23 protein-coding genes are annotated in these 23421 nt (G+C 43.3%); 21 read left to right on the forward strand and 2 right to left on the reverse strand.

Features of this window, described 5'->3' with window-relative positions:
• Positions 1 to 124: 124 nt before the first annotated feature.
• From AC3E8G_RS00990 to dnaJ, 14 genes are all read left to right on the forward strand, one after another.
• Complete coding sequence (locus tag AC3E8G_RS00990) at positions 125 to 835, forward strand: CPBP family intramembrane glutamic endopeptidase (RefSeq protein ID WP_490676806.1); 711 nt, start codon at positions 125 to 127, stop codon at positions 833 to 835.
• Positions 836 to 999: 164 nt separating this feature from the next.
• On the forward strand, positions 1000 to 1596 hold the full coding sequence (locus tag AC3E8G_RS00995) for a rhomboid family intramembrane serine protease (RefSeq protein ID WP_048716305.1): 597 nt from the start codon (positions 1000 to 1002) through the stop codon (positions 1594 to 1596).
• Positions 1597 to 1733: 137 nt separating this feature from the next.
• Positions 1734 to 2855, forward strand: a complete 1122-nt coding sequence (locus AC3E8G_RS01000; RefSeq protein WP_490676808.1) for a VanZ family protein — start codon at positions 1734 to 1736, stop codon at positions 2853 to 2855.
• A gap of 285 nt (positions 2856 to 3140) precedes the next feature.
• Positions 3141 to 3407, forward strand: coding sequence for an ACT domain-containing protein (locus AC3E8G_RS01005; protein ID WP_003004214.1), 267 nt, complete (start codon positions 3141 to 3143; stop codon positions 3405 to 3407).
• Positions 3408 to 3425: 18 nt separating this feature from the next.
• Positions 3426 to 4763, forward strand: coding sequence for a PFL family protein (locus tag AC3E8G_RS01010; RefSeq protein ID WP_048789774.1), 1338 nt, complete (start codon positions 3426 to 3428; stop codon positions 4761 to 4763).
• Between the two features lie 133 nt (positions 4764 to 4896).
• On the forward strand, positions 4897 to 5613 hold the full coding sequence (locus AC3E8G_RS01015; RefSeq protein WP_154857346.1) for a histidine phosphatase family protein: 717 nt from the start codon (positions 4897 to 4899) through the stop codon (positions 5611 to 5613).
• Between the two features lie 41 nt (positions 5614 to 5654).
• On the forward strand, positions 5655 to 6353 hold the full coding sequence (locus AC3E8G_RS01020; RefSeq protein ID WP_154857348.1) for a histidine phosphatase family protein: 699 nt from the start codon (positions 5655 to 5657) through the stop codon (positions 6351 to 6353).
• Positions 6346 to 7119: a M15 family metallopeptidase gene (locus tag AC3E8G_RS01025; RefSeq protein WP_154857350.1), complete on the forward strand. Its 774-nt coding sequence runs from the start codon at positions 6346 to 6348 to the stop codon at positions 7117 to 7119. The genes AC3E8G_RS01020 and AC3E8G_RS01025 overlap by 8 nt, the downstream gene beginning before the upstream one ends.
• A 166-nt stretch (positions 7120 to 7285) precedes the next feature.
• A complete protein-coding gene (hrcA, locus tag AC3E8G_RS01030; protein WP_045759110.1) occupies positions 7286 to 8320 on the forward strand; it encodes a heat-inducible transcriptional repressor HrcA in 1035 nt (344 codons plus the stop codon).
• Positions 8321 to 8344: 24 nt separating this feature from the next.
• Entirely contained in the window at positions 8345 to 8869 is a 525-nt protein-coding gene (grpE, locus tag AC3E8G_RS01035) for a nucleotide exchange factor GrpE (RefSeq protein ID WP_490676811.1), read from the forward strand.
• A gap of 239 nt (positions 8870 to 9108) precedes the next feature.
• Positions 9109 to 10932, forward strand: a complete 1824-nt coding sequence (gene dnaK, locus AC3E8G_RS01040; RefSeq protein ID WP_009732219.1) for a molecular chaperone DnaK — start codon at positions 9109 to 9111, stop codon at positions 10930 to 10932.
• Positions 10933 to 10952: 20 nt separating this feature from the next.
• On the forward strand, positions 10953 to 11297 hold the full coding sequence (locus tag AC3E8G_RS01045) for a hypothetical protein (protein ID WP_154857355.1): 345 nt from the start codon (positions 10953 to 10955) through the stop codon (positions 11295 to 11297).
• A 99-nt stretch (positions 11298 to 11396) separates the two neighbouring features.
• On the forward strand, positions 11397 to 12029 hold the full coding sequence (locus tag AC3E8G_RS01050; protein ID WP_154857357.1) for a DJ-1/PfpI family protein: 633 nt from the start codon (positions 11397 to 11399) through the stop codon (positions 12027 to 12029).
• Positions 12030 to 12182: 153 nt separating this feature from the next.
• The gene (gene dnaJ, locus AC3E8G_RS01055; protein ID WP_414285553.1) at positions 12183 to 13325 is read left to right on the forward strand and encodes a molecular chaperone DnaJ; all 1143 of its coding nucleotides are present in this window, start codon (positions 12183 to 12185) and stop codon (positions 13323 to 13325) included.
• A 94-nt stretch (positions 13326 to 13419) separates the two neighbouring features.
• Here the strand turns inward: dnaJ and gdhA are convergent, their stop codons facing one another.
• Positions 13420 to 14766, reverse strand: a complete 1347-nt coding sequence (gdhA, locus tag AC3E8G_RS01060; protein WP_048789780.1) for an NADP-specific glutamate dehydrogenase — start codon at positions 14764 to 14766, stop codon at positions 13420 to 13422.
• A gap of 374 nt (positions 14767 to 15140) precedes the next feature.
• On the opposite strand from gdhA, the gene AC3E8G_RS01065 reads away from it, so the two are divergent.
• The 6 genes from AC3E8G_RS01065 to AC3E8G_RS01090 all read left to right on the forward strand — a co-directional run bounded on the left by AC3E8G_RS01065 (position 15141) and on the right by AC3E8G_RS01090 (position 21324).
• Positions 15141 to 16076: a dihydroorotate oxidase gene (locus AC3E8G_RS01065; protein ID WP_061564332.1), complete on the forward strand. Its 936-nt coding sequence runs from the start codon at positions 15141 to 15143 to the stop codon at positions 16074 to 16076.
• A 123-nt stretch (positions 16077 to 16199) separates the two neighbouring features.
• Positions 16200 to 16556 carry a helicase BlpT gene (locus tag AC3E8G_RS01070; RefSeq protein WP_125334892.1) on the forward strand — a complete coding sequence of 119 codons (357 nt, stop codon included), beginning with the start codon at positions 16200 to 16202 and terminating at the stop codon, positions 16554 to 16556.
• 281 nt (positions 16557 to 16837) lie between these two features.
• A complete protein-coding gene (msrB, locus tag AC3E8G_RS01075) occupies positions 16838 to 17773 on the forward strand; it encodes a peptide-methionine (R)-S-oxide reductase MsrB (protein ID WP_125334890.1) in 936 nt (311 codons plus the stop codon).
• A gap of 37 nt (positions 17774 to 17810) precedes the next feature.
• Positions 17811 to 18011: a hypothetical protein gene (locus AC3E8G_RS01080; protein WP_373689711.1), complete on the forward strand. Its 201-nt coding sequence runs from the start codon at positions 17811 to 17813 to the stop codon at positions 18009 to 18011.
• A 335-nt stretch (positions 18012 to 18346) separates the two neighbouring features.
• Positions 18347 to 19624 carry a CapA family protein gene (locus AC3E8G_RS01085; RefSeq protein WP_229100000.1) on the forward strand — a complete coding sequence of 426 codons (1278 nt, stop codon included), beginning with the start codon at positions 18347 to 18349 and terminating at the stop codon, positions 19622 to 19624.
• Positions 19625 to 19641: 17 nt separating this feature from the next.
• Positions 19642 to 21324 (forward strand): MutS-related protein, encoded by a 1683-nt coding sequence (locus AC3E8G_RS01090; RefSeq protein WP_125334885.1) that lies wholly within the window; start codon positions 19642 to 19644, stop codon positions 21322 to 21324.
• Between the two features lie 92 nt (positions 21325 to 21416).
• On the opposite strand, the gene AC3E8G_RS01095 is transcribed toward AC3E8G_RS01090, so the two are convergent.
• Positions 21417 to 22292, reverse strand: a complete 876-nt coding sequence (locus AC3E8G_RS01095; RefSeq protein ID WP_125329169.1) for an AraC family transcriptional regulator — start codon at positions 22290 to 22292, stop codon at positions 21417 to 21419.
• Positions 22293 to 22539: 247 nt separating this feature from the next.
• Here AC3E8G_RS01095 and AC3E8G_RS01100 point away from each other — a divergent pair, with 247 nt between their 5' ends.
• Positions 22540 to 23373: an HAD family hydrolase gene (locus AC3E8G_RS01100; RefSeq protein WP_490676814.1), complete on the forward strand. Its 834-nt coding sequence runs from the start codon at positions 22540 to 22542 to the stop codon at positions 23371 to 23373.
• The last annotated feature ends 48 nt before the right edge of the window (positions 23374 to 23421 follow it).

Raw genomic sequence — 23421 nt, forward strand, 5'->3', positions numbered from 1 at the left:
ACCAATTGATAGTTCCCCTTTCTGTTCAAAAAGGGACAATTGAGGGCTGCCTTGCCTACAAGTTTTTCCATGTGTTATACTTGTACTTAATTGAATGGAAGAATGATATTGGAGAATAGATGATATGAAATATGCCAAACATGGAGTCGCTTTACTCTTCCTGTTATATCTATTTGTTTTTGGGATTGAAGGCCTTGGTATCTACCTAACTGGAGTTTTCAATGGTGATGTAAGTTTTCTTTATTTCATCTATTTGATTCTCTACTCTTTGCTTCTCATCGGCATTCTATTTTGGTTTCAAAGGCAGAAGATAGTCGTCCGTTCAAATATACAGAAATGGAAGTGGCACTATCTGGGGTATTTTTCTCTGGTGCTCTTGTGGTTCTTTGTTGAGAGATGGGTGTTGCAAACTTTTCAGGATTTGCTGGTTCCTGTCGTTCATCAAACCAAATTGCCATCCTCCATTTATCTAAATGGCCCTGGTATTTCGGGTACTCTGTTTTTTGTCCTAGCAACTGTTACATCTCCTATGATCGAAGAATTTATTTTTAGAGGCTATCTGATGAATGTCTTCTTTAAAGAAAGTAAGTTTCATTTAGACGTTTTGCTTTCGGGCTTTCTCTTTGCGGTCTTTCATCTGATCCATCAATATCGGGACCCTGTAACCTTTTCTCTTTATTTCTGTTCAGGGCTCTTCTTCGCAGCTGTCTATAAGAAAACTAAAGATATCCGGTTGCCCATCTTCTTGCATGCCTTTAGCAATTTTCTCACTTTTTGGAAACCAATCTGGATATTCATCTTCAATTATATCTACTGGCATTTTCTTGTTAAATAACCTTGTCTCTGTGGCCGGGCGTGAAATGGGAGTTAGAGGTTGGAGTTGTTTAATGAAACTAGGATCACTTTTTAAAAGTGATCTTATTTTCGTTTAAGGGGTGGTATAATGAAAGTATACTCAAGGTGAGACAATTGATTTATTTACAGAAAAGAAGTTTTAAAATGAAAACGATGATAAAAACCTATCCTGTTATCAGTACGATAGCTCTAATCTGTTTGTTGCTCGGTTTATTGACTTCCTTTTATGGGGATGCTATGTATGACCTATTGGCTTTTCATTCGAAGCCGGTGTATGGTTGGCAATATGTCAGTGGGACCCTGATGCATGGCAGTAAAGGAGCTCCTGTCTGGTTTTTATGGGTTCATTTGATTTTAAACGGACTCATGATCCTTCCCTTCGGTGGACTGCTAGAAAGAAAAAGAGGCTCCATACAAGTCTTAATCGTTTTTGTGACGGCGACAGTCCTCTCTTCCATCGTTTTTCACTTCTTAACACGCGGGCAGGACATTCAGGCAACAGGGATCTCTGCCGTCGGCTATGCCTTTGTGACCGGAGGGATTATGCTCCTGCCAAACGTGTGGAAAGAATTATCACGCACCGTAAAATGGCTTTATCTATTCTTAATTTTTCTATCTGGTCTCATGCTCTTACCAGTAATCACCGGATGGATCTCAACGCTATTGCATCTTTCAGGGATTGTGAGTTATCTATTGGTCTTTATCGGAAGTAAAAGCTTGAAGGGGAGAGGTAGCAATTAAGCCGACTATTGAGCTAGGTTTTCATCCTGTTTCCTTGACTCTTCCTCTACCAGGCCGTATAATACTCTATATCAATGAAAAAATCACCTTTTGTCATTGTGCAAAGGGTGTTTTTATAACGGTAAATGGGAGACACAATGGGATACATTTCTACAATCAAAACAGCTGTTCAGCTCTTTCCTTTCCTGGCCTTTTTGCTGACCTTGCCCTACATGATTTTGAATTATCGAAAATATGGCTCGGTCAATAAATTGCGGGTGCTGATTTTCTATTCTTTTATGCTTTACTTGATGACGGTCTATCTCTTGGTAGTCTTGCCTCTGCCAGATCCGAGTAAGATCCATACTAGCTACTCGGAAATGGTCAATCTCCATCCCTTTGCTTTTGTGGTGGATTTTTTCAAGGAGAGCCCCTTTGATCTAGCGCAGACTGGTACTTGGCTTCAGGCTATCAAGCATCCAACTTTTTATGTACCAGCTTTTAATGTCCTAATGTTGATTCCTTTTGGGATGTATCTACGTTATTATTTCAAGTGTGGTTTTAAGAAAACGATTCTCCTAACAGCCCTCTTTAGTCTCTTTTTGGAGCTGACCCAGTTATCAGGTCTCTACTTTCTGTATCCGGGCCCTTACCGCCTAGCAGATGTCGATGATATTATTCAAAATACCACTGGTGGTGGAGTGGGCTACTTGCTTGGTTGGTTCCTGGTTTGGTTATTGCCAACACGAGATGAGATTGACGAGCATTCTTTCCGAGTAGGGACGAAAGTATCTGGTTTCCGGATGGGTCTTGCTTTCTTGATTGATTTTGTGATGCTATCCTTGCTTTATGCGGTAATCGAGCGTTTAGAGATGATTCCCTATGTAGCGGTTTTGGTGCTTTACTTTAGTTTGCTTCCCTTGTGGCGGGGCAAAACCTTGGGAATGGCTTTGGTAAAATTCCGCTTGCGTTTTGACAAGCAAAAATGGCTTCGTACCATCTGGCGAGGAATCCTAGTGGTAGGCTATTTCTACTGGATTCCCCAAGGGTTGTTCTATTTGATCTCGCTTTTGAATCAGGATTTGACGGACAATTCCCTTTTGACTCTATCTATGATTTTATTGCTCTTCTTTGTGCTCTTATTGTACCTGATCCTCACCCTTGCCATCATCTTGCTCAGTGCTCGCTTTCCCTTTGACCGTCTAGCTGGAGCCGAGTATGAGAGTACCGTGCGCGTGAAGGAAGGTATCCTAAAAGATGAAACCGAATCGTCAAAATAGAGAGAGTGGGACAGAAATCGGTAATTCGTTAGAATTCGATTTCGTCGTCTCACCTCCGCACAGTTGAGTAGGGCTGTAAAAGCTGATGAAATCAGCGTAGTAGAGCCCAGCTCAACCACTGCGTCTTGCTCGACAATCCAAAAACAATTAAGAGGCTAGGACTTTTGTCACAGCCTCTTTATTTTTTTATACACACGGAAAATATCCGAACATCCCCAGTTGAGAACGGCGATTTTAAGGGGAATGTGCTACAATGGAAGCAAATAGATAGAATGGAGCAGTGAAATGAAAGCAATTATTACAGTCGTTGGTAAAGACCAAAAAGGAATCGTAGCGGGTGTTGCAACGAAAGTGGCAGAATTAGGACTCAATATCGATGATATCTCTCAAACGGTATTGGATGAATACTTTACCATGATGGCGGTCGTATCATCCGATGAGAAAAAAGATTTCACCCAGCTTCGTTCAGAGTTAGAAGAATTCGGTCAGTCTCTTCATGTGAAAATCAATATCCAAAGCGCAGCGATTTTTGATGCCATGCACAATTTGTAAGATAGGGGTTGAGAATTTATGGACATTAGACAGGTAACAGAAACCATTGCCATGATTGAGGAGCAGAACTTCGATGTTCGGACCATCACCATGGGGATCTCCCTCCTAGATTGTATTGATCCGGATATCGATAAGGCGGCAGAAAAAGTCTACAATAAGATTGTGACCAAGGCCAAAGATTTGGTGGCTGTGGGGGACGAGATTGCGGCAGAACTTGGCATTCCAATTGTGAATAAGCGGGTTTCGGTCACTCCGATTTCCATTATCGGAGCAGCAACCAGCGCGACAGACTATGTACCCTTTGCCAAGGCGCTGGATCGTGCGGCGAAGGAAGTTGGGGTTAACTTTATCGGTGGCTTCTCAGCTCTTGTTCAAAAAGGCTACCAAAAAGGGGATGAGATCCTCATTAATTCCATTCCTCGTGCCCTTGCGGAGACAGATTTTGTCTGCTCTTCAGTCAATATTGGATCGACTAAGACAGGGATCAATATGACCGCTGTCCGAGACATGGGGCGCATCATTAAAGAAGCTTCCCAAGCAGATCCAATGGGACCAGGTAAACTCGTTGTCTTTGCTAATGCGGTAGAAGATAATCCCTTTATGGCGGGAGCCTTCCACGGTGTCGGTGAAGCAGATGTCGTCATCAACGTTGGGGTTTCAGGACCTGGTGTCGTCCAACGGGCCATCGAAAAAGTTCCCGGAGCAAGCTTTGATGTATTGGCTGAAACAGTCAAGAAGACAGCCTTCAAGATTACCCGTGTCGGCCAATTGGTAGGTCAAATGGCTAGTGAACGTCTCGGTGTTGAGTTTGGAATTGTCGACTTGTCTCTTGCTCCAACACCAGCAGTTGGGGATTCGGTTGCCCGTGTCCTTGAGGCCATGGGGCTTGAAGTAGTTGGAACCCACGGGACAACAGCAGCGCTGGCTCTGCTTAATGACCAAGTGAAAAAAGGTGGCATTATGGCTTGTAACCAAGTCGGTGGTTTGTCAGGTGCCTTCATTCCGGTTTCAGAAGATGAAGGGATGATTGCGGCGGTCCAATCAGGTCATATCAACTTGGAAAAATTGGAAGCCATGACAGCTATCTGTTCCGTCGGTTTGGATATGATTGCCATCCCAGCTGATACTCCAGATACAACCATTGCGGCCATGATTGCCGACGAAGCAGCTATCGGGGTGATCAACCAAAAGACCACAGCAGTTCGGATCATTCCTTATGGAAAAGAAGGCGATATGTTAGAGCTTGGAGGACTTCTTGGGTCTGCTCCGGTGATGAAGGTCAACAAAGCTTCGTCAGCTGACTTTATTGCCCGTGGTGGTCAAATTCCGGCCCCAGTTCATAGTTTTAAAAATTAAAAAATGGCCCTGGAGCAGGATTTTTGCTCAGGGCTTTTAATGTTGGCTGAGGAAGTGAAAGTGAATCGAGAGGTCATCGCTGCCAGTTTCCTTATAAAAAATGATATAATAGAAGGACATAAAAGGAGATCACATGGTGAAAACAAGATTGTTTATTATTCGGCATGGAAAAACCATGTTTAATACGATAGGTCGTGCCCAAGGTTGGTCGGATACGCCTTTAACTGTTCAAGGAGAAGAAGGCATCCGTGAATTGGGGGTTGGTTTGAGAGAATCTGGTTTGGACTTTGTCCGTGCTGTTTCCAGCGATTCAGGTCGTGCTATTCAAACCATGGGAATTGTTTTAGACGAGCTTGGGCTCACAGATCAGATTCCTTATACTTTCAACAAAAAGATCCGGGAATGGTGTTTTGGAAGTTTTGATGGTGCCTACGGAGGGGAACTTTTCCGTGGAGTTGTTCCTCGGGTTCTAGATATTGAAGACTATAAGAAACTCAGTCTGGAAGAGCTGGCGAATGGAATCTACCAAGTAGATACAGCCGGTTGGGCTGAACCATGGGATGTGTTGAAAAAACGGATTGTAGATGGCTTTGAGGAGATTGCCAAGGAAGTTGAAGCCAGGGGTGGTGGAAATGCCTTGGTTGTTAGTCACAGCATGACCATCGGTTCCTTTGTGTGTATTTTGAATCCAGAGATTGAGCTGGATCCAAGGGTTGAAAATGGTAGTGTCACCTTGGTAGAATACGAAAATGGACACTTCTCAATCCAGACCATCGGAGATGAGTCATACCGTAAGCTGGGTGCTAACTGGTTAGCAGCCCACTCAGAAGAACTTGATGTAAAAAAATAAGATACCTTATATAAGAAGAAAACAATTGCAGGAGGATAAAAATGGCAAAGACAAAATTGTATATTGCCCGTCATGGAAAAACCATGTTTAATACCATTGGTCGCGCCCAAGGTTGGTCTGATAGTCCCTTGACAGAAGCTGGCGAACGAGGGATTCATGAATTGGGGATTGGTCTACGTGAAGCCGGGATTCAGTTCCAACAAGCCGTGTCCAGCGACTCTGGTCGAACTATTCAAACCATGGGGATTGTGCTAGAAGAACTAGGGTTAACGGGTAAGATTCCTTACCGTTATGATAAGCGCATCCGCGAATGGTGCTTTGGAAGTTTTGATGGCGCCTACGATGGGGAACTCTTTTTGGGCGTTTTGCCACGTGTCTTTCGAGTTGATGACTTCCATCATTTGAGCTTGATGGAGTTGGCTGAAGGGATTGTCGAAGTGGACACAGCCGGCTGGGCAGAGTCTTGGGAAACTCTTCGCGACCGCATCTTGGATGGCTTTACGGCAATTGCAAAAGATGTCGAGTCTAAGGGTGGAGGTAATGCCATCGTGGTCAGTCATGGGATGACCATCAGTACCTTGATTTACCTGATTGATCCAAAAGCTTTTAAAGAATTGGTCTTGGACAATGGTAGTGTGACTGTTATTGAGTATGAAGATGGTAAATTTAAACTAGAAGCAGTTGGAGATCTGTCATACCGCCAGGTTGGAGCGAAATGGTTAGAGGAAGATCATGACTAAATATAAACTTGCCAAGAAAAGAGAAAAGAAAGTTAGCTGGATCGTGCTCTGCTGTTTAGGCCTCTGTCTAATTGGAGCAGGAGTGGGTATTTTCTATTTGAAACCTCAATGGCTTCCTCTGGACTTTGCTGAAGATCAAAAAGTAGAAACGACTACTCCGAAAAAGGTTGAGAAAAAGGAAGAAAAACCTAAGACAGACCTTCCTCAAGTTTCTAGCAAGGATTGGAACCTAGTCCTGGTCAACCGGGACAACAAGTTAGCCGAGCTGAATCCTCAGTTAGCAGATGTCGAAGAAATCAAGGTGGACAGTCGGATCGCAGAACAAACTAAGCAATTTTTAGCGGCGGCAAGGGCAGTTGCTCCTGAGGAGTCCTTGATTTCCGGTTATCGAAGTGTGGAGGAGCAAACAGAGCTTTACAATGAGCGGGTAGCACAGTTGGAAGCTACTGGGCTTTCTCATGAGGAAGCAGAACGTCAGGCACAAGCTCAGGTACAAGTTCCAGGAGCTAGTGAGCACCAGACAGGTCTTGCGATTGATATGAGTGCCCCAAATGGGCTGTCCGAAGAGGTAGTGCAACAAATTATTGCCTTGGCACCACAATATGGGTTTGTTCTCCGTTATCCAGAAAGGAAAAATGCGATCACGGGTGTGGACTATGAAAACTGGCACTTCCGCTACGTCGGTGTAGAAAATGCCCAGTATATGGTCAAGCACCAGCTGGTCTTAGAAGAATATATTCAAAAGCTGAAAGAAGCAGGTTTGTAGTTTTTTCAGCCTAGTATCGGTCTTAAGAATGATTTTTAGCACTCTTGAAAAAAGAGTGCTAATTTTTTGGATTTTTCTCTTGACTTTCTTTTGAGAGGGTGTATAATAGAATCATGGTTTAGCACTTGAGTGATTAGAGTGCTAAAAACGAAAGAGAGGTGAGGTCATGGTTACAGAACGTCAAAATGAGATTCTAAATCTTGTCGTTGATATCTTTACCAAGACCCACGAACCAGTCGGTTCAAAAGCCCTACAAGATGTCATTCAATCCAGTAGTGCGACCATTCGAAACGACATGGCTGCCCTCGAAAAGCAAGGCTTATTAGAAAAGGCCCATACTTCGAGTGGTCGAATGCCTAGCCGAGCTGGTTTCCAATATTTTGTTCAGAACTCGCTCGATCTAGAGTTGATTGATGAGCAAGATGTCTACCAGGTAGTGAAGGCCTTTGATTTCGAAGCCTTTAAGTTAGACGATATCTTGGATGCTACGGCTAAGTTACTAGCCCAGATGACGGGTTACACCGCAGTGATTCAGGATGTTGAACCGACACGGCAGCGCTTGACTGGGTTCGAGATTGTTCCATTATCCAATCACGATGCCTTAGCGGTGTTGACCTTGGATGAATCAAAGCCTGTCACCGTCCAGTTTGCCATTCCAAAGAATTTCTTAACCAGTGATTTGGAAATCTTCCATCAGCTGGTTCAAGAACGTTTCATTGGAAATACGGTCTTGGATATCCACTACCGCTTGCGGACGGAGATTCCACAGATTGTACAGCGCTATTTCAAGACGACAGACAATGTCTTGGATCTATTCGATTACGTCTTCTCGCAACTGTTTCAAGAACTGGTCTTTGTAGAAGGAAAGGTTTCATCTTTGAGTTATGCCGATCTTCAGACCTATCAGTTCTTAGATAATCCCCAACACGTAGCCTTGGAGTTGCGAGGAGGAATGCCAGAAGATCAGATGACCCAGATCCTGGTTGCGGAATCCCAAGAGAAGGCTTTGAAAAATGTGACGGTCATTAGCCACAAGTTCCTAGTTCCTTATCGTGGGATGGCCCTCATGCATGTGATTGGTCCCGTAGAGATGGATTACAGGCGTGTGATTAGTCTGGTCAATGTTATCGGCCGAGTGCTGGTCATGAAGTTGACGGATTACTACCGTTACCTCAACAGCAACCATTATGAAGTAAATTAAGACCAAATGAAAGGGGTGTATGCCTTGACAGAAGATATCAAAAAAGAAGACGTGAAAGAAGAGGAAGTTGCCCAACCAACTGAAGAAGTTGTAGAGGAAAGCAAGCAACCTTCTGAATTAGAAGAAGCACAAGCGCGTGCCGAAGAATTTGAAAACAAATACCTTCGTGCTCATGCAGAGATGCAAAACATTCAGCGCCGTGCTAACGAAGAACGTCAACAATTACAAAAATACCGTAGCCAAGATTTGGCAAAAGCGATCTTACCATCACTGGACAACCTCGAACGTGCCCTTGCCGTTGAAGGGTTGACGGATGATGTGAAGAAGGGCTTGGAAATGGTACAAGAAAGCTTGATTCATGCTCTGAAAGAAGAAGGAATTGAAGAAATTCCAGCGGACGGAGAATTTGACCATAACTACCACATGGCCATCCAAACCCTCCCAGCGGATGACGAACATCCAGCAGACACCATCGCACAAGTCTTCCAAAAAGGCTACAAACTCCATGACCGTATCCTAAGACCGGCTATGGTAGTTGTCTACAACTAGGCTACCTTGTCCGAAACGACACTAAACTATGAAAGAAAGATAAGATGCAAGCCGGAGGCTTGCAAGGAAGATATTTCCCGCCGTGGTGAAGGTTTCAGTAGCTTGTGCTACTGAAACAGGGGATTTTTGAGACAGTAGGCTCAAAAATAAGTGATGAAATCCCGAAGGGAGTTGCTCACGTCCCCACCACTTAAGGGAAATATCAAAAAAGAAGAAAAAATCAACAAGGAGAAAAACATATGTCTAAAATTATCGGTATTGACTTAGGTACAACAAACTCAGCAGTAGCAGTTCTTGAAGGAACTGAAAGCAAAATCATCGCAAACCCAGAAGGAAACCGTACAACTCCATCTGTAGTTTCTTTCAAAAACGGTGAAATCATCGTTGGTGACGCTGCAAAACGTCAAGCAGTAACAAACCCAGATACAGTTATCTCTATCAAATCTAAGATGGGAACTTCTGAAAAAGTTTCTGCTAACGGGAAAGAATACACTCCACAAGAAATCTCAGCTATGATTCTTCAATACTTGAAAGGTTATGCTGAAGAATACCTTGGTGAAAAAGTAACCAAGGCTGTTATCACAGTTCCAGCTTACTTTAACGATGCTCAACGTCAAGCAACTAAAGACGCTGGTAAAATCGCTGGCCTTGAAGTAGAACGTATCGTCAACGAACCAACTGCAGCAGCTCTTGCTTACGGTTTGGATAAGACTGACAAAGAAGAAAAAATCTTGGTATTCGACCTTGGTGGTGGTACATTCGACGTATCTATCCTTGAATTGGGTGATGGTGTCTTTGATGTATTGGCAACTGCAGGGGATAACAAACTCGGTGGTGACGACTTTGACCAAAAAATCATCGACCACTTGGTTGCAGAATTCAAGAAAGAAAATGGCATTGACTTGTCAGCTGACAAGATGGCTCTTCAACGTTTGAAAGACGCAGCTGAAAAAGCGAAGAAAGACCTTTCTGGTGTGACTTCAACACAAATCAGCTTGCCGTTCATCACTGCTGGTGAGGCTGGACCTCTTCACTTGGAAATGACCTTGACTCGTGCTAAATTCGATGATTTGACTCGCGACCTTGTAGAACGTACAAAAGTTCCAGTTCGTCAAGCCCTTTCAGATGCAGGTTTGAGCTTGTCAGAAATCGACGAAGTCATCCTTGTCGGTGGTTCAACTCGTATCCCTGCGGTTGTTGAAGCTGTTAAAGCTGAAACTGGTAAAGAACCAAACAAATCAGTGAACCCTGATGAAGTAGTGGCTATGGGAGCTGCCATCCAAGGTGGTGTCATCACTGGTGATGTGAAAGACGTTGTCCTTCTTGACGTAACACCATTGTCACTTGGTATCGAAACAATGGGTGGAGTCTTTACAAAACTTATCGATCGCAACACTACAATTCCAACTTCTAAATCACAAGTCTTCTCAACTGCAGCAGACAACCAACCAGCCGTTGATATCCACGTTCTTCAAGGGGAACGCCCAATGGCAGCAGATAACAAGACTCTTGGACGCTTCCAATTGACAGATATCCCAGCTGCACCTCGTGGTATCCCACAAATCGAAGTAACATTTGACATCGACAAGAACGGTATCGTATCTGTTAAAGCCAAAGACCTTGGAACTCAAAAAGAACAAACTATTGTGATCCAATCTAACTCAGGTTTGACAGACGAAGAAATCGACCGCATGATGAAAGATGCAGAAGCAAACGCTGAAGCAGATAAGAAACGTAAGGAAGAAGTAGACCTTCGTAACGAAGTAGACCAAGCTATCTTTGCGACTGAAAAGACAATCAAGGAAACTGAAGGCAAAGGCTTCGATGCAGAACGTGATGCTGCACAAGCCGCTCTTGACGATCTTAAGAAAGCCCAAGAAGACAACAACTTGGAAGAAATGAAAGCAAAACTTGAAGCCTTGAACGAAAAAGCTCAAGGACTTGCTGTTAAACTCTACGAACAAGCTGCAGCAGCGCAACAAGCTCAAGCAGGAGCAGAAGGCGCACAAGCAACAGGAAACGCAGGCGATGACGTCGTAGACGGAGAGTTTACTGAGAAGTAACTACAAGTCAGGAGAATTTTATGAAGGTTGATGAATTAATTGCAAACCTTGAAAAAAACGGTTTGGAAATATATCGTAAAAATAATAAAGAACAAACAGCGCTTTATTATTTTGATGATATTATCGGTAATAAATTTTTAGAAATCCATTATAGTAAAGATAATGAAGTGACAATCGTAAAATTTCATAGAGATACTTTATTACCAACATCTTTAGAAGGTATAGATGAAAATTCGGGAGATGACGACAATTCTATAACACGACAAGTGAGATCGGAGGATTGTAATAGTGAAGATATTATTATGATTGCGATTGCTAGCTATAATGAAGTAAAAAGAAAGTATAAATTAAAACATAAAAAATGAGATTCTTGTTTCAGTTTTAAATGGCTTAGTTAATACAGATTGGAAATCCAGAGGTTGCAACCCAGCCTCTGTTTTTCGGTAAAATAGAGGATGTTGCGTATGAAAAAAGTACTTTGTATCATTTATCCTAATTTTTCTCTTTATGAAATAACCGCTTTAACGAGTACTTTAGCTCTGTCTTTTGACGTCACGATTGATTATGTCGCTTCAGATCATTCGATAGTGGTCTCTGAGGATGGTTTGCCCTGTCAACCGACGAAAACACTGGATCAAATAAACCTAGAAGAGTATTCTTGTGTGATTTTGCCAGGAATGGTGAATATAGGTCCTGCTCTACGCGATGAGAAATTGATTTCGTTCTTGAGAGACCTTGGTAAGCAAGATATCCTCATTGCAGCCATTTCTTCAGCGCCTCTTTTATTGGCGAAAGCAGGCTTGTTGAAGGATACGAAATTTACAGGTGGCATTTGGCAAAACTTCTTTGACTATTTTGAATTTCTTCCACGTGAAAATTTCCAACCGAAAGTTCTTGTGCAAGATAAACAGATCATTACGGCTATCGGTTTTGCTCATCAAGAGTTTGCAAGGAAAGTGATTCTAAGTTTAGGGTTGGCAGAGAATACGGATAACTATTTTAAAGAACAGAACGAGTACGCTGAAGAGGATTTGATATTTACTCTATCAAACCAAGAATTTGAACAAGTGAAGCAAAGTATAGAAAACATCCTCTAAAGATTACATGAAAATTATAGAAAGGAACAAAGAGCGTTCGGGGAATTGAACTCGAGCGGAAAGCTTGGAAATTAGATAAACCTCCTAAGAAATCAGGATTTCTTGTCGGTTTCCTAAATTTCAGTCGCTTTCTGTTCGCTCTTAGTATCTTGTATGAACAATACTGAATTTTATGACCGTTTGGGCGTTTCAAAGAATGCGTCTCAGGATGAGATTAAGAAAGCCTATCGGAAATTATCTAAAAAATATCACCCAGATATCAACAAGGAGCCTGGTGCTGAGGAAAAGTACAAGGAAGTTCAAGAAGCTTATGAGACTTTGAGCGACGAACAAAAACGGGCAGCTTATGACCAATACGGTGCTGCAGGGGCCAATGGTAGTTTCGGCGGCTTCGGTGGCGGAGCAGGTGGTTTTGGTGGTTTTGATGGTGCTGGATTTGGTGGCTTTGAAGATATCTTCTCTAGCTTCTTTGGTGGTGGTGCAAGCCGCAATCCAAATGCTCCACGTCAGGGAGATGATCTTCAGTACCGCGTCAATCTCAAGTTTGAAGAAGCCATCTTTGGAACTGAGAAGGAAGTCAAGTACCATCGGGAAGCCAGCTGTCGGACATGTGATGGGACTGGTGCTAAGCCAGGAACAAGTCCAGTAACTTGTGGACGCTGTCATGGTTCTGGGGTTATCAATGTGGATACGCAAACCCCACTTGGGATGATGCGTCGTCAAATCACCTGCGATGTCTGTCATGGACGCGGTAAAGAAATTAAAGATCCTTGTACAACCTGTCATGGGACTGGTCACGAGAAACAAGCGCACAGTGTCAATGTGAAAATCCCTGCTGGGGTTGAAACAGGTCAACAAATCCGCCTCTCTGGTCAAGGAGAAGCTGGCTTTAATGGAGGGCCGTACGGAGATCTCTATGTGGTGGTCAATGTTGAGCCGAGCGACAAATTTGAGCGTGATGGATCAACCATTTACTATAAATTGAACTTGAACGTTGTTCAGGCTGCTCTTGGGGATACGGTCCATGTTCCAACGGTTCACGGCGATGTTGATTTGGTCATCCCTGAAGGGACCCAAACCGGTAAGAAATTCCGTCTCCGCGGTAAAGGAGCACCAAGCTTGCGTGGTGGCTCAGTAGGAGATCAATATGTATCTGTTAATGTGGTGACACCAATAGGTCTAAATGACAAGCAAAAAGAAGCCCTTCGTGCATTTGCGGAAGCTGGTGATATCAAGGTCAACCCAAAGAAAAAAGGCTTCTTTGATAAGGTTAAAGATGCCTTGGATGATTTATAAAATAAAAGAAGATTTGGTTTTTCCAATCTTCTTTTTTTATCAAGAATAACACCTCCGAAACCAAGGGCTTCAGAGGTGTGGCAAAAGAATCAAATTAAACAAGACCTTGGGCAATCATCGCATTTGCGACATTTTCAAAGGCTGCGATATTGGCACCCGCAAGGTAATCTTTACCAAGACCGTAGGTTTCTGCAGTTGTTTTAGCAGTGTTGAAGATGTTGGTCATGATGTCTTTCAAACGTCCATCCACTTCTTCACGTGTCCATGAAAGACGGAGGCTGTTTTGGCTCATTTCAAGAGCAGATACAGCAACCCCACCAGCATTGGCAGCTTTAGCAGGTCCGTAAAGGATGCCGTTTTCTTTGTAGACTTTGATCGCATCAAGGTCGCTAGGCATGTTGGCTCCTTCAGAAACAACTTTTACCCCTTGAGCAACCAAGCGTTTCGCTGCTTCACCGTTGATCTCGTTTTGAGTTGCACATGGAAGAGCGATATCATAGTTACCAGCGTAAGTCCATACAGATCCTTCGTAGTAAGTAGCAGTTGGTTTTTCAGCAGCATACTCAGTCAAACGAGCACGACGTTTTTCTTTGACGTCTGTAAGAAGGTCGAAGTCAATGCCGTTTTCGTCGATCACGTAACCGTTTGAGTCAGATACAGAGATAACAGTTGCACCAAGTTCAGTTGCTTTTTGAAGAGCGTATTGAGCAACGTTACCAGAACCTGAGATCACGACTTTCTTACCAGCAAAGCTGTCGCCGTTGGCTTTGAGCATTTCTTCAGTGTAGTATACCAAACCGTAACCAGTTGCTTCTGGACGGATCAAGCTACCACCGAAACCAAGAGGTTTACCAGTCAAGACACCAGCATCAAATTGGCGAAGGCGTTTGTATTGTCCGTAAAGGTAACCAATCTCACGTCCACCAACCCCGATATCACCAGCTGGGACATCAAGAGAAGGACCGATGTGTTTTTGCAATTCAGTCATGAAGCTTTGGCAGAAACGCATTACTTCAGCGTCTGTTTTTCCTTTAGGATCGAAGTCAGATCCACCTTTACCTCCACCGATTGGAAGGCCAGTCAAAACGTTTTTAAAGATTTGTTCGAAGCCGAGGAATTTCAAAATCCCTTGGTTAACTGTTGGGTGGAAACGAAGTCCGCCTTTGTAAGGACCGACAGCAGAGTTGAATTGAACACGGTAACCACGGTTAACTTGAACTTTTCCGTCACGGTCAACCCAAGGAACACGGAAGCTAATCACGCGCTCAGGCTCAGTGATACGTGCCAAGATGTTTTCTTCGATGTATTCTGGATGTTTTTCAAATACAGGTTCCAAAGTGCTAAGGAACTCTTCAACAGCTTGAAGGAATTCCGCTTCATGGCCGTTGCGAGCTTTTACGGTTTCGAAAGTGCTTTGGATATATTCTTTTGCAGTTGTCATCATGTTTCTCCTTTTTTCATTGAAACGAATTCCAGCAGGTTAGCGAACTTACTGGTATATGGAGGCACTGCTGAGAGCAATGTCATGTTTTATTACGTCGATAATTATAGCAGACTTTTTTTGACTTGTAAAGAAAAAAGTTGAATTTTCTGAAAATTTTCACAACTGCCTATGAAGTGGGAAAAAATGGATGTGAAAGGACGATAGGATTGGAAAAATGTCTGATTTTTCCCCTCTATATAGAAAATAAAAGGATAACGTTTAAGGTGATTTTTTCTATTTCCGTACGTTTCTTGCTCTTTTCTGGTTTTCTAGTCATGAATCCTCCTTTTCGTGCTATAATGGCTGTAAGAATTCATTTCAAGGAGAAGAAGATGGTATCGACAAAGACGCAAATTGCTGGTTTTGAATTTGATAACTGCCTGATGAATGCGGCAGGTGTGGCCTGTATGACCACTGAGGAATTAGAAGAAGTGAAGAATTCGGCTGCTGGGACCTTTGTGACCAAGACAGCCACCTTGGAGTTCCGTTCTGGAAATCCAGAGCCACGCTACCAAGATGTGCCACTTGGCTCAATCAATTCGATGGGGCTACCTAACCAAGGCTTGGACTATTATTTGAATTACCTATTGGAGTTGCAAGAAACGGATCCCGACCGGACTTTCTTCCTATCTCTTGTCGGCATGTCTCCTGAGGAGACCCATACCATCTTGAAAAAGGTGCAAGAAAGTGATTTTAAAGGTTTGACTGAATTGAACCTTTCCTGCCCCAATGTCCCAGGAAAACCCCAGATCGCTTATGATTTTGAGACGACGGACCGAATCCTGTCAGAGGTCTTTGCCTACTTTACCAAACCTCTTGGGATCAAGTTGCCACCTTATTTTGATATCGTTCATTTTGATCAAGCAGCAGCGATCTTTAACAAATACCCGCTCAAGTTTGTTAATTGCGTCAACTCAATCGGAAATGGCCTTTACATCGAGGATGAATCCGTTGTGATCCGTCCGAAGAACGGCTTTGGTGGGATTGGTGGCGAATACATCAAACCAACTGCTCTGGCTAATGTCCATGCTTTTTACCAACGGTTGAATCCAGAAATTCAGATTGTGGGGACAGGAGGCGTCTTGACTGGTCGTGATGCCTTTGAACATATCCTTTGTGGCGCGAGTATGGTACAAATCGGAACCACGCTTCATAAAGAAGGAGTGGGGGCTTTTGAACGCATCACTGCGGAACTCAAAGCCATCATGGAAGAAAAAGGCTACCAAAGCCTGGAAGATTTCCGTGGGAAACTGCACTACATTGACTAATTTTTTGAAAAGAACTTCCTCGAGTGGAAACTTGGGGAAGTTTTTATGGTTTCTTATCCAGAGACAACATTCTGTTCCTAGTTTTAGAGATTTTCCATTTTTATAGAGAGAAAAAGGTGTACAATGGAGGTGAAAAGGAAGGTGATTTCGATGGGAGAAAGGGATGTGATTCAAGAGGCGAGGACGAAGATCGAAACTCTCCAAACAGCCTTTTCTAGGGAATGCAAAGCCAGTCATGATGCCTTTCGATTTAAAGAAAATCTAGATCAGATGTTGAAAGTTTTATTGAAGGCTCAAAGGATAGACAATCACCTGTTGATCGAGTTGGAGAAGTTTTATCAGACCGCTAGTTTATTGATTGGTCTGAGCGGGTTGCGTTTAAATGAAGAAACCTTTCAATCTTGGCGAGCTTATGATCACTGGCATTACGAGGTTGTGAAGCCTCAGTTACAGGTCTACGGACCGACGGTGGTTTTGTAGTTGATGCTAGCTTTGTGTTTATCCACAGATATTCAAAGGAGGTGTGGGACATGTCTCTCATGCATGATTTTTTCCATCAGTTTTTAGTGTCTCTACGAAATCTTGGTTATTCGCTCTTTTTCTTATTTGAAAAATAAGTGGGAGTGCCTTTATCCCTTTTACTAGTATAGTAGAAGGGATTTTTGATGCAGAATCCTTGAAAATCTGAGGCTCTTGGATTATGATGGAGCTAATAGATGTTAAGCGTTCCTCTTAGGGAATGCAGGAAGCGAGGAAAAAAGATGGCAGAGATTTATCTAGCAGGTGGCTGTTTTTGGGGCTTAGAGGAGTATTTTTCTCGGATCCTCGGTGTAGAAAAGACGACGGTGGGCTATGCCAATGGCCAGGTAGAAACGACCAATTACCAACTAATCAAGGAAACGGATCATGCAGAGACTGTACAAGTTATCTACGATCCAGACAAGATTACTTTACGCGCAATTCTGCTCTACTATTTCCGGGTGATCGATCTCTTGTCCGTTAACAAGCAGGGAAATGATCGAGGCCGCCAATATCGGACAGGTGTCTATTACCTAGACGAGGCGGATCGTCAGGTGATCGCCCACCTGTTTGCGGAGCAAGAAGAGCAACTGGGGCACAAGATCGCGGTGGAGCTAGAGCCCTTGCGTCACTATATCTTGGCTGAGGACTACCACCAAGACTATCTCAAGAAGAATCCTGGGGGGTATTGCCATATCGATGTGACGGATGCTGAGCAGCCCTTGATTGATCCAGCAGCCTACCAGAAGCCGGATCAAGAAACCTTAAAGGCGAAACTGACAGCAGAGCAGTACCAAGTCACTCAGGAGAGTGCGACGGAACGCCCGTTCCACAATGTCTATGATCAGACCTTTGAAGAGGGCATCTATGTGGATATTACGACTGGGGAGCCTCTCTTCTTTGCCAAGGATAAGTTTGCGTCTGGCTGTGGATGGCCAAGTTTCTCCCGTCCCATTGCCAAAGATGTCGTCCACTATTATCAGGATCATAGCCACGGAATGGAGCGGATCGAAGTTCGTTCCCGCTCAGGCAATGCCCATCTAGGACATGTCTTCACCGATGGACCAAAAGACCAAGGTGGCCTACGCTATTGTATCAATTCAGCCTCTCTGCGCTTTATTCCAAAAGAGGAAATGGAGCAAGAAGGTTATGGTTATTTGTTAAAGGCTTTGAAATAAGAGGGCCTTTCTAGTAGATCGAAAAACGGAGTTTATGATGAAAAATAGAAATTTGTGGTTAACAATTTTTTCACTTTCGGCTATGGTAACTCTGATTGGATTAGGATTTACTGCCTATAATCATTTTGTATTCCATCAACCTTTTATGAATCGGACGACAAAAGGGTTGATTTCGGCCTTTTTCCTAAGTCTTGTCATGGTTGCGATTAGCTTGTCCAAATCAAACGATAAGAAGTGATGATCGATCATATACATGGATCAATCAACTGTGTAGGAGCAGAACAAAGAAGCAGTTCTAAACAATGGCGCTTCTGTCCTGCTCTCTTTTTTCTCTTCTTAAAATTTGTGATACAATGAAGGGAAAGCATTTCAATGAATACTAGGTTTGATGTGGTTTTAGTGGCTCATTGTATAAACCTGAGATGATTAGAGAAGTGTGAGAATGTAAAAGGTACCATCAAGATGCTAGGGAGAGGCCTTTGAGAAGTGCAAGAGAAATAGGAAGAGAAGATGATGAAGAATTGGAAGGATCTCTTAAAGAGATGGAGCGAGCTTGGGAAAGATATCCTCAGGATGCTCAACGACTGGCTTGATATTGGCTTGGGAAAGGTGACCGCTTTTCGCCTGACCAACGAACAGTTTGTCTATGGTTTGCTGATTACAGTATTTGCGGCAGCAAATCTGGTCTTGTGGGTTCAAAAATGGAATGGTTTTCCCATTACAGCGCTAGAAATGCCGGAAGTCGTTGAAAAGCAAGAAGAAATTCATCCAGATCAGTTACCGCATACGGCTCGGATCATGGCAAATGGAGATCAACTCTATCATGACTTGATTTATATGAGCGCCGCCAAGGAAGATGGAAGCTATGATTTTTCTGAGAATTATCACTATGCTCAGGAATGGTTAAAGCAAGGGAATCTGGTCTTGGGGGATTTTGAAGGGACCATTAATCCGGATTATGGGCTTTCGGGCTATCCGATTTTCAATGCCCCTGGGGAGGTAGTTGCTTCGATTAAGGAGGCAGGCTATCAGGTGATGGATCTGGGACATAACCATATCCTCGATTCTGGCTTGGAAGGGCTGTTTTCGACTGCCAAGGCTTTTGAAGACGCGGGGATCCAAACGGTTGGTGTCTACCCACATGAGACGCGGGATCAAGCCCCTATCCTGATCAAGGAGGTAAATGGGATCAAGATTGCGATTTTGGCCTATTCCTACGGGTTTAATGGGATGGAATATAATCTAGAACAAGAGGACTATGACAACCGTCTATCGGACCTCAATGAGGAGCGGATGCGTCAAGAAATCCAAAAAGCGGAGATGGAAGCGGACATGACCATTGTCATGCCTCAGATGGGAAATGAATATGAGTTAGAGCCATCAGAGGAACAAAAGGAGCTATACCATAAGATGATTTCTTGGGGGGCGGATATCGTCTTGGGTGGTCATCCTCATGTTGTCCAGCCTGCTGAGATTGTGGATAAGGATGGGCAACAGAAATTGATTGTTTATTCTATGGGGAATTTCCTTTCCAATCAGCGGATGGAAACCATGGAAGGGATAGACAATGCGCAATGGACCGAACGGGGTGTCCTGATGGATATCACCATTGAGAAGGTAGGGCGCAAGACACGGATCAAAACGGCCACAGCTCATCCTACTTGGGTCAACCGGACGCCAAAGGACAGTTATTCTCCTGAAGGTTATGAACTCTATCATTTCCAGACCTATATCTTGGAGGACTGGATTGAAGGCGGCAAGTACCGGGATCAATTGGATGATGAAACAAAGGCGCGTGTTGATACAGCCTACCAGGAAGTGAAGGAACATGTGAATCTGAATTGGCAATAGGAAGGGAGGATTAAGGAATGGACAAACTGGAGTGGTTACCAATTGGATTTGTTGGACTGATTATCATTATGGTTCTAACAAATCGGATATCAACGATTCGTCTGAGAAAAAATTTAGCCAAGGCTTGGGAGGGGAAACCTTTTTTTATAAAAAATGATAGTGAAGAGAGTTTAGTGGAAACGATGCTTTTGGCATCTACATTCCAGCCAACGGATAGTCAAGTAGATGGTCAAACTTGGCATGATTTAGACATGCATAGAGTCTTTGATCAGCTGAACCATACACAGTCTAGTATTGGGGCAGAGGCCTTGTACCAGAAGATGCGTTTGATAAACTTTCAACCAGATGCATCTTTGCAGGAGTTAGAAGATTTCTTTGAACATCATCCGGATCTTCGTCTGAAGGTTCAGGTTGTTATGAACCAGTTAGGAAAAAAGAACCACAATATGGCTAGAAGTATTGTGGCGAATCCAGGGAAGCAAGATTCGAGGATTTATCTTTCTCTCTATATTTTTTTAGCGTGTTTGCCAGTCCTCTCTCTTTTCTTTCTTCCGTTTTTTCAAATTCAAGCCATGTCAGTCTTGATAGCGAGTGTGACGTTTAATATCATTTTTTCGAGCATTCGGAATTGGTCGAATAAAATGCGCTTGGATCAAGTTAGTTACCTGGTTCGCATCTTTGCTTCAGCGGAAAAGTTGAGCCGTCTAGCGCTACCAAAACAAGAAGCCCTCAAACAGGCTATCCAACCATTTAAGAAGACGAAAGTCATTTCCAGTATCTTACAAAGTCCAACAGGAAGCTCCGAGATGGAAATTATCCTGATTTACCTTAATTTTCTTTTCTTAATTCCGCAGATTGCTCAAATCTATATCTATCAGCAAGTGAGGACTCATCAGAAAGAAGCTCAGGAAACAATCAATCTTTTGGGGGAATTGGAAGTAGCCATCAGCCTTCTACGCCATAAGCGTGATGGTAATTTGGTTTGTCATCCCAATTTTAAGGAAGAAGCTGGGATTAAAGGAAAGGGGATCTACCATCCTTTACTAGCGGATCCGGTTGCTAATGACGTCACTTTTGAAAAAAATATGGTGATTAGTGGGGATAATGCCTCCGGAAAATCCACTTATTTGAAAATGGTAGCCATTAACTGTATTTTAGCGCAGGGCTTGGGCTTCGCTTATGGTGACAGTTTGGAGCTTTCTTATGGACATGTCATGACCTCTATGGATGTCAGCGATGATATCGAGGTTGGAGATAGTTATTTTATTACAGAGAGCAAAACGATCCTCCGAATGATTGAGAGTCTGGAAAAGTCAGGTTTTCATTATTTCTTTATTGATGAACTCTTTAAGGGAACCAATACCATTGAGCGAATTGGCTCTGGCTTAGGGATTGTCCGCTGGCTATCGAGACACAATTGCCTGTATATGATTTCAAGCCATGATATTGAGCTAGTTGCGGCATCTGGTGCAGTCAATGATAATTATCATTTTGACAGTCGCTATGTTGACGGGAAAATCGTCTTTGATTATCAGATAAAGCAGGGAGCTGCAGTAACGAAGAATGCGGTCAATACATTAAAAAGCCTTCATTTTCCTTCAGAAATCACTCAAACTTCCCAAGAATTAATTGGACAATATGAAAAGACAGGGAAATGGTCTTTGAATAGAATGTTGAGTGATAAAGAGGAAGGTTGCTAGGCTTTATCAGACCTTCTGTTGTAAAAAATTAAAAGCACATAAAACGCAAACTTCACTTGTGTTTTATGTGCTTTTATTGTTTGATCTATTGGTTATAGACAAGCTTTTCGGTATTGGCTTGGAGTAACCTGATAGTATTTCTTAAACTGGCGATTAAAGTTTGAGAGGTTGTTGAAGCCGGATTGGCTCGCGATATCAATGATTGCCTGATCGGAATGCTGGAGGAGATGGGCTGCTTTTTTCAGTCGATATTGAATGATGTACTCCATACAAGAGAGTCCTAATTGTTTCTTAAAGAAATTCATGAAGTGGGTCGGGCTAAAATGGCACAGCTCTGCCAAATGCTCGATCATGAGCTCCTCTTGGTAATGGTTCGAAATATGATCGAGGACCAAACGGATTTTTTCTTCTCTCCGGTAAGCGTCCGTTGAGAACTTCTTCTCGACGATATAGTTGTGAGAGAAGAGGAGATAGAGGAGTTCATTGAGCTGGGATTTAAGTCGGAGTTCATAGTAGGGTCCTTGTTCTCTTCCGTTTGCCATACAGGTTAAGAGGCTCTGTTTGATTTCTTCGTAACCAGGTGATTGGGCTTGAATGCGTCGGACGAATTCAAAATCCCCATTGTAGAGGGGTTGTAAATATTTTAGAGTGGCGATATTTTTATGGGTAATCCCAATCAGGTCCAGATTAAAATGCAGGACATCCATAGTATGAGAAGAACTCTGGATGGGGTGGATGGAGTGGAGGGCATTGGGGCGGATCAAAATAATATCACCAGGCTGACTATTAAAATATTCATAGTCGATATGGAACTGAGCAGTCCCTTCATTGACATAAATAATCTCAATATCGGTGTGCCAGTGAAATAAGATATCTGGCTGGCCATTTTGTGTTCTAATCTGTCTGATTGAAAAAGGGAAATCGCTATTGGGAAAGGATGTTTGGCGGTATAAGGTCTTTGTGTTCATGCCTACCTCTTAGATCTTTTTCGGGAGTAGCAGACGTTTTTACCAGGTGTGTGAAAGGGTCTGCTAGTTACTCATACAGGGAAAATCTACTATCTATATTATAATAAAATTGGACCAAAAATTAAAGAGGATTCAGTGGAATTTCTTAAATTTTAAGGAAGGAGGAGAGGGTGATTTATGGGAGAGAAGGCTCCAAAATGATGAGGGAATGGTGTATAATAGGGGAAAGATGGAAAGAGGTGGCGGTATGCTACAAATGATTGCGACAGATATGGATGGCACTCTGATGGACGAGCAAGGAGAAGTGGACCATGAGCGCTTGAGTTGCATTCTGGATCAGCTAGACCAAAGAGGGATTCCTTTTGTCATTGCGACAGGGAATGGCTATAGCCGTATGGCTCATGTATTGGGAGACTTGAAAGATCGCGTCACCTTGGTGCTGGCCAATGGGGCACGGATATTAGAGAAGGGAAAGCTCATCCGAGAGTGCAGCTGGCCGGAAGAGCTGGTGCAGGAGGTCTTGCAGTATCTAGAAGGCCGAGAAGAAGAACTTCATCTGGTCGTTAGTAGCTTATCGGGAGGCTATGCCAAGAAAGGAACAGAGTTTCCTCTTTTAGAGCAATTGATGACGCCTGAGTTAGCAGCTGCTTTTTACAAACGGATGCGCTTTGTGGATGATTTGACCCATGAACATGGCGAGCAAGTTTTGAAGTTAAGTGTCGTCACGGAGACTAAAAAAGTCGAAGATTTTGTGCAAGAGCTGCGAGAAAAGTTTGGAGAGCGCCTGCTTCCAGCAGCTAGTGGCTATGGAGCCATTGATATTCTGCAACCGGGTGTCAATAAGGCTACGGCCATTCAATTCTTAGAAGAACGCTGGGGCGTGGATGGTGGGCATCTGATGGCATTTGGCGATAGCCAAAACGATCTCGAGATGCTTGAGTTAGCGACCTATTCCTATGCAATGGAAAATGCGGATCCCCATGCGCGACAAGCAGCCCGCTATACGGCGCCTTCTCATCAGAATCATGGAGTCTACGAAGTCATCGAAGCTTACTTGGATGGAAGGATCAGCTTCGACTAGGATCTTATCCTACCTTGCACAGTTTCTACTATACGAATCGAAAGGAGC

This window comes from Streptococcus sp. SCPM-O-B-15294 (M123), assembly GCF_058200455.1.

Coding starts and splice junctions, on each gene's coding strand:
- hrcA (WP_045759110.1), top strand. CDS start 7,286: ATGGTTACAGAACGTCAAAATGAGATTCTAAATCTTGTCGTTGATATC.
- AC3E8G_RS01095 (WP_125329169.1), bottom strand. CDS start 22,292: ATGAACACAAAGACCTTATACCGCCAAACATCCTTTCCCAATAGCGAT.
- AC3E8G_RS01005 (WP_003004214.1), top strand. CDS start 3,141: ATGAAAGCAATTATTACAGTCGTTGGTAAAGACCAAAAAGGAATCGTA.
- AC3E8G_RS01070 (WP_125334892.1), top strand. CDS start 16,200: ATGGAGGTGAAAAGGAAGGTGATTTCGATGGGAGAAAGGGATGTGATT.
- dnaK (WP_009732219.1), top strand. CDS start 9,109: ATGTCTAAAATTATCGGTATTGACTTAGGTACAACAAACTCAGCAGTA.
- AC3E8G_RS01010 (WP_048789774.1), top strand. CDS start 3,426: ATGGACATTAGACAGGTAACAGAAACCATTGCCATGATTGAGGAGCAG.
- AC3E8G_RS01020 (WP_154857348.1), top strand. CDS start 5,655: ATGGCAAAGACAAAATTGTATATTGCCCGTCATGGAAAAACCATGTTT.
- AC3E8G_RS00990 (WP_490676806.1), top strand. CDS start 125: ATGAAATATGCCAAACATGGAGTCGCTTTACTCTTCCTGTTATATCTA.
- AC3E8G_RS01045 (WP_154857355.1), top strand. CDS start 10,953: ATGAAGGTTGATGAATTAATTGCAAACCTTGAAAAAAACGGTTTGGAA.
- AC3E8G_RS01080 (WP_373689711.1), top strand. CDS start 17,811: ATGAAAAATAGAAATTTGTGGTTAACAATTTTTTCACTTTCGGCTATG.
- msrB (WP_125334890.1), top strand. CDS start 16,838: ATGGCAGAGATTTATCTAGCAGGTGGCTGTTTTTGGGGCTTAGAGGAG.
- AC3E8G_RS01015 (WP_154857346.1), top strand. CDS start 4,897: ATGGTGAAAACAAGATTGTTTATTATTCGGCATGGAAAAACCATGTTT.
- AC3E8G_RS01065 (WP_061564332.1), top strand. CDS start 15,141: ATGGTATCGACAAAGACGCAAATTGCTGGTTTTGAATTTGATAACTGC.
- AC3E8G_RS01085 (WP_229100000.1), top strand. CDS start 18,347: ATGCTCAACGACTGGCTTGATATTGGCTTGGGAAAGGTGACCGCTTTT.
- gdhA (WP_048789780.1), bottom strand. CDS start 14,766: ATGACAACTGCAAAAGAATATATCCAAAGCACTTTCGAAACCGTAAAA.
- AC3E8G_RS01025 (WP_154857350.1), top strand. CDS start 6,346: ATGACTAAATATAAACTTGCCAAGAAAAGAGAAAAGAAAGTTAGCTGG.
- AC3E8G_RS01000 (WP_490676808.1), top strand. CDS start 1,734: ATGGGATACATTTCTACAATCAAAACAGCTGTTCAGCTCTTTCCTTTC.
- AC3E8G_RS01090 (WP_125334885.1), top strand. CDS start 19,642: ATGGACAAACTGGAGTGGTTACCAATTGGATTTGTTGGACTGATTATC.
- AC3E8G_RS01050 (WP_154857357.1), top strand. CDS start 11,397: ATGAAAAAAGTACTTTGTATCATTTATCCTAATTTTTCTCTTTATGAA.
- AC3E8G_RS00995 (WP_048716305.1), top strand. CDS start 1,000: ATGAAAACGATGATAAAAACCTATCCTGTTATCAGTACGATAGCTCTA.
- AC3E8G_RS01100 (WP_490676814.1), top strand. CDS start 22,540: ATGCTACAAATGATTGCGACAGATATGGATGGCACTCTGATGGACGAG.
- dnaJ (WP_414285553.1), top strand. CDS start 12,183: ATGAACAATACTGAATTTTATGACCGTTTGGGCGTTTCAAAGAATGCG.